The sequence below is a fragment of the Capnocytophaga sp. oral taxon 324 str. F0483 genome (assembly GCF_000318315.2).
Taxonomy (GTDB): domain Bacteria; phylum Bacteroidota; class Bacteroidia; order Flavobacteriales; family Flavobacteriaceae; genus Capnocytophaga; species Capnocytophaga ochracea.
The window spans coordinates 1-7,229 of the sequence record NZ_KB291496.1; the positions used below are offsets into that span (position 1 = coordinate 1).

General features: G+C 39.1%; 5 protein-coding genes. 3 read left to right on the top strand and 2 right to left on the bottom strand.

Going from position 1 to position 7,229, the window contains the following annotated elements; genetic code table 11:
• Positions 1 to 54: 54 nt before the first annotated feature.
• The 3 genes from HMPREF9072_RS02505 to xerD all read left to right on the top strand — a co-directional run bounded on the left by HMPREF9072_RS02505 (position 55) and on the right by xerD (position 2,676).
• Entirely contained in the window at positions 55 to 600 is a 546-nt protein-coding gene (locus tag HMPREF9072_RS02505; RefSeq protein ID WP_009419216.1) for a DUF1599 domain-containing protein, read from the top strand.
• 12 nt (positions 601 to 612) lie between these two features.
• Complete coding sequence (locus tag HMPREF9072_RS02510) at positions 613 to 1,695, top strand: BT_3928 family protein (RefSeq protein ID WP_009410369.1); 1,083 nt, start codon at positions 613 to 615, stop codon at positions 1,693 to 1,695.
• A 69-nt stretch (positions 1,696 to 1,764) separates the two neighbouring features.
• On the top strand, positions 1,765 to 2,676 hold the full coding sequence (xerD, locus tag HMPREF9072_RS02515; protein ID WP_009410370.1) for a site-specific tyrosine recombinase XerD: 912 nt from the start codon (positions 1,765 to 1,767) through the stop codon (positions 2,674 to 2,676).
• 62 nt (positions 2,677 to 2,738) lie between these two features.
• On the opposite strand, the gene HMPREF9072_RS02520 is transcribed toward xerD, so the two are convergent.
• On the bottom strand, positions 2,739 to 3,116 hold the full coding sequence (locus HMPREF9072_RS02520) for a PUR family DNA/RNA-binding protein (protein WP_009410371.1): 378 nt from the start codon (positions 3,114 to 3,116) through the stop codon (positions 2,739 to 2,741).
• A 281-nt stretch (positions 3,117 to 3,397) separates the two neighbouring features.
• Positions 3,398 to 6,916, bottom strand: coding sequence for an efflux RND transporter permease subunit (locus HMPREF9072_RS02525; protein ID WP_009410372.1), 3,519 nt, complete (start codon positions 6,914 to 6,916; stop codon positions 3,398 to 3,400).
• Between the last annotated feature and the right edge of the window lie 313 nt (positions 6,917 to 7,229).

A 7,229-nucleotide genomic window follows, 5' to 3' on the forward strand; every position in this document is an offset into this window, starting at 1 on the left:
CATTTGCTAATTACTTCGTACCTTTGCACTTTCATTACCTGTCACCTAATTAAAATGAACACTCTTAAACAATATAACACGGTTATTGAACAATGCCGTACGCTCTTTATCAACAAGATGAAAGACTATGGCTGTGCCTGGCGTATCTTGCGCCTCCCTTCTCTTACTGACCAGATTCTCATCAAAGCACAACGCATTCGAGGGCTACAAGAGAATACCGAGCATAAAATCGATGAAGACGAGACAGCCGAGTTTATAGGCATCATCAACTACGCCCTGATGGCTCTTATTCAAATAGACAAAGGAGTAGCTACCCAACCCGACCTTAGTCTCGAAGAGGCAACGGCTCTATACGACGCCAAAGTTGCCGAAGCACGCTCCCTTATGGAAGCTAAAAACCACGATTATGGCGAGGTGTGGCGCGAAATGCGGGTGAGCTCTCTTACCGACCTTATCCTGCAAAAGCTCTTGCGTGTAAAACAAATTGAAGATAATAAAGGAAAAACATTAGTAAGTGAAGGTATTGATGCTAATTATCAAGATATGATAAACTATGCAGTGTTTGCTCTCATACATTTAAACAATCAACATAACAACTAAATAACAACTTATATGAAATATCTTATCCAGCTTTGTCGCATATTATTAGGCGTTACTTTTATCATCAGTGGAATGATAAAGCTCAATGATCCTATGGGCTTTTCATTTAAATTGGAGGACTATTTTGCTCCCGATGTGCTCAATATGCCTTTTTTTGTACCATACACTTTAACTTTTGCCATTTTGGTATGTATTTTCGAAGTAGTTTTGGGGGTAACCTTATTGGTAGGCTATAAAAAGAAGCTCACTTTGTGGCTTTTGCTGGCTATGTTAGTATTCTTCGGCTTCCTTACCTTCTATTCGGCTTATTTTCACAAAGTAACTGATTGTGGTTGTTTTGGTGATGCTATCAAATTTACACCTTGGCAATCGTTTACCAAAGATATGGTACTATTAGTTTTAGCTCTCATCGTCTTTTGGGGGCAAAAATATGTACAACCCATTACCAAAGGCAATTTACCTTTATTAATTACAGTAATCTCTGTGCTTTTCTGCATAAGCTTTGTATATTACGTGTACAATCACTTACCCATAAAAGATTTTCGCCCATATAAGATAGGAACAAATATCCCCAAAGGAATGGAATTACCGCCCAATGCCGTTACTTATTATTGGACTTTCAAAGTAAACGGCAAAGAAAAAGTGATTGTAACTAAAGATGCAAGTTTCCCAAAAGTAGATGGTGAATATGTAAGCTCTACCTCTACTACCGAATTGCCTCCTATACACGATTTTTATATTCAAGATAAAGATAGAGAAACAGACTATTTGCCACAATTTATGGCAGAAGAAAAGCTCTTGATGGTAGTTTCTTATCGCCTCGACCTTGCTAACCAAGAGGCTTTTAAGGCAATCAAAACAGTAACCGATAAAGCTCTTAAAAACGGATATACCGTGATAGGTCTTACCTCGCAAATGGAGAAAGCTCCTTATATTGTAAAGAAATACGAACTCAATTTCAACTTTTATTATAACGATGCTACTACCCTCAAAACAATGATACGTTCTAATCCTGGACTTATAGTGCTTTCCAAGGGGACTATCATCGATAAAAAGCATTATAACGACAGCGAAAAATTATCAATTGATAAATAACACATCTTTTACTCACATTTCCAGCTATCGCTGGTTTTACCTTTTATCTCTTATCTTTTATCTAAAAACGTGTGGCGTAAAGTAAATACCGATTATCAGAATTATTTGCGATTACAACGTGGTTTATCGCAGAATACTGTTGTGTCTTATGGTTTAGATATTGAGAAACTCATAGGGTATTTAGAAAAATACAATATCACTGAACCCCCCGATACTATTCAAGTAGATACCTTGCGCCAGTTCGTATACGAAGTCTCCAAAGAACTCAACGCACGTTCACAAGCCCGACTCATATCGGCTTTGAAGAGTTTTTTTAAGTTTATGATTTCTGAGAAAGGACGTGAAGACTTCCCTATGAGCCTTATCGACAGCCCTAAAATAGGCGTGAAACTCCCGGATACACTTTCCTTAAAAGAAATAGATGCTATGCTCGCCTCCATAGACCTCAGCACCGATGAGGGGCATCGTAATAAAGCTATTATAGAAACGCTTTACGGTTGTGGGTTACGAGTGTCGGAATTGGTCTCTCTCCGTCTATCCGACTTGTTTTTCGAAGAAGATTTCATTAGAGTAATGGGGAAGGGTAGCAAACAGCGCTTAGTGCCTATTGAAAGCTATACGCAGAAACAAATTAACAATTATATCAATAACCAGCGAAAACAATTAAAGATAGCAAAAGGTCACGAAGATTATGTTTTCCTAAACAGAAGAGGAAAACAACTTACTCGCGCAATGATATTTACTATTGTAAGACAAGTAGCTGAAAACATAGGATTACAGAAGACCATTAGCCCACATACTTTCAGACATTCTTTTGCGACACACCTATTGGAGAACGGTGCGAATCTGCGTGCCATACAGATGATGTTAGGTCACGAGAATATTACTACCACAGAAATATACGTACACGTAGAGAAGTCATATTTGAGGGAAGCTTTGGTGAAATACCACCCACGCCATAAAATGAACTTTACCCAATAGCCTATTACATCATCACTCTATTACAAACAGATGAGTGAAGTTTTTCCTTATTAGATTTTTAACTATAGGTCTTCAAAATCAAGGTCTTTGTAAACACCATTACTATTGCTTACGCCTTCCAAGCGTTCATTGTAATAGTTCTTTTTAAAGTCTTTTTGATGACGTTCAGAAATTACTTCCTCTCCTTTTTCATCAAAAACATAGTTAGTCATTTCGTTTAAAATATCTTTAAACATTTCAAAATCCTCTTTATACAGATAGATTTTGTGCTTTTTGTAGTGAAATGAGCCATCATCGTGAGTAAACTTCTTACTTTCGGTAATAGTCAAGTAATAATCATTAGCACGTGTTGCTCTCACATCAAAAAAATAGGTGCGTCTGCCTGCTCTTAAAACTTTTGAGAATATCTCCTCATTGTCTAATATTTCTTTTTCTTCCATCGTTATGTACGTATTTTTAAATTATTCTGTCGGCAAAAGTCTTCATTTTTTATAGCAAGTGCAAATATTTATAGTATGAATTTTACTTTATTTCCTTATTTTAGTATAATTTTAAGGTTTCACACTTGAAAAACACTACTAACCATAATTTTATCAAAAGAATATCACTTAAAATTTACCAATTAACTTCGCCAACACCTTCTCCTTCATCTTAGCTTCGCTTTACCTTCGTCTTAGGTTCGAATAAGCCCTATCTTTCAGCCTAATTAAGCGCTACTTCCTTATTCTATTACGACTTCTCTCCCTTCAACTACTATTTCAAAATCTCCTTCTGGACGCTTTTTCACATATTGTATTTTACGAATTTTGGTGAGGTAACTGTGCTGTGCAATGGCGCGCTTCTCGTCATCGGCGATAACGGATACGATTTCACGCTCAGGATAAGTGAGCAATAGCAAGAAATCTAACTGACCATAATCATCGGCGATATGCAAAATACGGGCTTTTTCGGGCAGTGAATGCACGAGTTCGTGATAATGTTCGCGATGCTGCTGGTAATCTTCTTTTACAGCGCGCACTACGTAATTTTCCTTGTATAAATAGTTTAAAAACAGTTTCTTCTTTAGGTAATCCACTCCTTCGAATTGTTTGCGCAAAGCGAGGAATTGCTGGCGGTAGAAAGCACCTATCTGTTTGGCTCGTTCGCGTGGAGTGTTGCCAAAACGTTCATCGTTAGGTGTTATAGGGTCGCCTACTACTACCGTAATAGCACCATCGTAGATAATCACATCACTTTTAGGTTGCACTTCCGAACAACCGTGAATATACACAGGTACAAGAGGCGTTTGGAAATGTTCGGCTATCAAGAAAGCACCTTTGTGAAAACGGTGTATTTGGTTGGTATCGGAGCGTTTGCCTTCTGGGAAAATCATTACTGAAATACCATTTTTCAAATTCTTTTCGAATAAGGGCATTCCTTTTTCTATACCTTCAGAAGCTGGAAAGAAGCCCATTGACTGAACATAACGTCCAAATACTACCGAATTATACACCCAATCGTTTACCATATAACTGATGCGGTGCGTGAAAAGCCCTATTGCCAAAGTATCAAGCCACGAGGTATGATTGGCAATCACAACTGAAGGAGTTGTAAGTTGTATATGGCGTGGGTTCTCTACCTTTTTGCGCACAAAAGGATTGGCATAAAGCACTGAAGTAGTGAGCGAAGCTGCTAAACGTCTGAGCCACATAGTGCGTTTAGGAGTTATTTTGGCAAGTAGCCAACCTATATTGGAGAGAATAATAGACGATAGTGCATAATAGGTAGTTAGCAGTATGGATTGCAGCAAAAGACGCAAACTGACCGGAGAACGCCCTTTATCAGGACGGCGGAAGATACAAAACTTAAATATCGTAGGGTAAAATACAAAAGTTATTGCCAAAGCAGTGAAAATACCTATCACCGATACCGATGCAATTGACTTTAAGGCGGGGTGTCTGGCGAAAATAAGCGTACCGATAGCTAAAAAGGTAGTAATAGACGCTAAAAGTACTGACACTTTGTACACAGGAAGTTCATTTTTACCATCGGTATAGTCTTTTTGCAGTGCACAAGTCATAAAAATACTAAAATCTACCGAATGTCCTAATACCAAAGTGCAGACAATCATACTAAACACATTGAACTCTATGCCAAAAAAGTTCATCAGAGCAGAAGTAACTACCCCTGTAACCCCAATAGGGATAAGAGTGAGTAACACCAACTCTATTCGCTTGAAAAACAAGAGCAGTATGAGGAAAATAGCGATAGACGAATAGTTTACTAACAGCAATATATCGTCTTTGAGTTTGCCTAAAAATGTTTCACTTAGGTTCTTGCGGTCGATAACAACGGTAGGCGTGCGTTTTTCTACTGAATGAATAAAAGAGTCTCGTTCGGCAGGAGTGAGTTTTACGAGATTGGCAATGGTATAAAAACCCTCTTTTTCGGTAATAAAATCTTCTAACGGAATGGCTGAAAGGGCTTTATAAGCATCAAGGTCTTTTATCACTTCAAAATCAGTTGCTATACTTTGGTAGAAAGGAGCATAAGTTTCTTCTTTAAAACCAACCTCATTTCCTTTTCCTATCAGTTGTTGTTTTAGAAACTGCTGTCTTTCGGCATTCCAAAAATCTTTCCATCGTTGCAATCGCGCTTCTTGTTCTTTTTTTGGCAATACAATCCCCCCAATAGAACTGAATTGCTTGATACTATCGTGTGCTTTATAACTTTGTAACTGCTGATATAGTGTATAATTGCGCTCTAAGGCTTCTTCTAACGAATTGCCATAAGCAGCAGCGTAAAGTGATTTGTATTCACTATCGGTAATGTTCTCTAATTGATGTTCGGCTGCCTTATAACGTTCGTTGATATAGTTGATATTGGCAATATCGCCATTGAAACGGACATTATGAAAAGTAAAGCAACTCACCGCTATCAGCAGTAAGCAAGCTCCAACTACCCACTTGTTGTGATGAAATGGATAAGCCCCTATACGGTCTAAAAAGGTTTTGCGCACCTCGATATTACGATTGCCACGGTAGAAATGAGGCACGAGCACCAACGACAATATGGCTGATACCATTATGCCCACGAAAGCAAACACGCCTAAATCTTGCATCACCTCGGAATGCACAAAGAGCAAGCAGAGAAATGAAATAGCGGTAGTGATACTGCTGAGCAAGATAGGCACGGTTACAGCACGGTACAATTCGGCAGTGCTTTTAGCTACCTTGTAATGGGTAAGAATATGCAGTGAATAGTCGATAGTAACTCCTAAGAGTACCGCTCCTAAACTGATAGAAATTGCCGAAATACTGCCTTTGAGCACATAGAGTGTCGCCAAAGCAGAGAGCACCCCAAAAGCTGAAGGGATAAACGCGATAAATGGGATATAGACACTTCGATAAAAGAAGACAAGCAATAAATAAAGTGCTGATAGTGAAATGAGTACCGTGGTGAGAATATCGGTTTTGATTTGGGAGGCGTTGCTCACCGAGATAAAGGGAGCCCCAAAAAAATCTACGCGCACCTTCCCTTGATACTGGGCATTGAGATGGTCTTGCAACTCGTCTAACCCTGCGACAAAAGTGGCATTGTGTTCGCTATCGTTGCCATCGTACTTAGGGTTGATAAAGAAGAGGATATGTTGCTCGTCGTTAGTAGTGAGGAAACCATTGGCAATCTTAAAATCGTTGCCTGTATTGAGCTCTTGAAGTTTGCGTAAACCGCGAAAAGTGAGACCAAAGGGGTCTTTACGGATAAACTGTTGTGCCACCATACCCGCAGGCGTGAGCATCGTTTTGTACTGACTCTCCACCATTGATTTGAGGCTATCGGAGGCTAAACGTCGTTCCAAATAAGCGTAATCTTCATCGTTTAGAAAAAGAGGCAGGTGGTCGTTTACAAACTGCCAAGTCTCATCGATTTCTTCTTCGTTTATAATCCCCTGAATACTGGTGATATACTTCGTCATAGAAGCGTTGAGGGTATCGTGCAAAGTTTCGGCTACTGACTGCATATCGGTGAGCGTTCCGCCTTTTTCGGCTGTTACCATTACCGAGATTTTATCGGCGAAATTGAGTTGCTTGAGTACCTTGGAAGTGAGGTTCGTCTTATCGTTTTGAGGGAGTACTTTGGTAATATCCTCTTCAAACCGCAATTGACTCAAGCCATAAATAGCAATGAGTGCCCAAGCGGTGAAGAATGAGAAGGTTGCGAGTTTATGAGTGGTGATATATTGGTAAATTCTGTTTAACATCTGTGTTTATTTATCGGACAAAAGTATAGAATAATTAGCAAATAGACAAATTTGGAAATTTGGAAATTTGGAAATGAGAAAATGGGAGAATTAGAAAATTAGAAAATTAGGAAATGAGAGAATGGGGCGCGAGCTACAAGAAAAGTGTTAGCGGAGAGGATTAACTTTGCCAAAGGTGCGAGCCGCACAGGCAGTGTGAGCCACACGGGCAGGGAAAAAATTAGCAAATTAGGAAATGAGAAAATTAGGAAATGTGGAGGGTTGAGGAGTTCGAAAGATAACGGAGAAGAACGGAAGAGAGCTGAGAAGAATT